Source organism: Streptomyces sp. DH12 (assembly GCF_020873895.1).
Taxonomy (GTDB): Bacteria; Actinomycetota; Actinomycetes; order Streptomycetales; family Streptomycetaceae; genus Streptomyces.
Map to the genome: position 1 here is coordinate 1 of NZ_JAHWGT010001142.1, position 445 is coordinate 445.

The window sequence follows — 445 nt, forward strand, 5'->3', positions numbered from 1 at the left end:
CCGCCGCCCTGGTCCTGGCCGCCCTGGTCCTGGCCGCCCTGCTGATCGCCGCCCTGCTGATCGCCGCCCTGCTGATCGCCGCCCTGCTGGTCGCCGCCCTGCTGGTCCTGGCCGTCGCCCGCCTGCTCGCCGCCCGCCTCGGGGGCGGGGGCGTTGCCGGAGTCGCGTACCGCGCACGCGGCGAGGTCGTCGAGGCCCTGCGGCCGTTCGGCGCCGGCCTTCTCCACGGCGGCACCGATACGGGCCAGCACGGCGGCACGCTTGTCCTTCAGCGGACCGGCGATGGCGTTCTCGGCGAAGCCGGGGTCCTGGCGGATCGCGTCGGCCGACTCGCCGAGCCGCTTGTAGGCCTCGGCGATCTGGGCGTCCAGACCGGCGAGTTCCCTCTCCACCACCCCCCGGGCCTGGTCGGGCACCTCGGTCAGCTGGGTGGCCACGTCGGGGC

General features: G+C 76.6%; 1 pseudogene. It reads right to left on the reverse strand.

The features are described from left to right. Nucleotides 1–445: pseudogene (locus LPA54_RS38940) on the reverse strand (hypothetical protein); the annotation flags it as partial.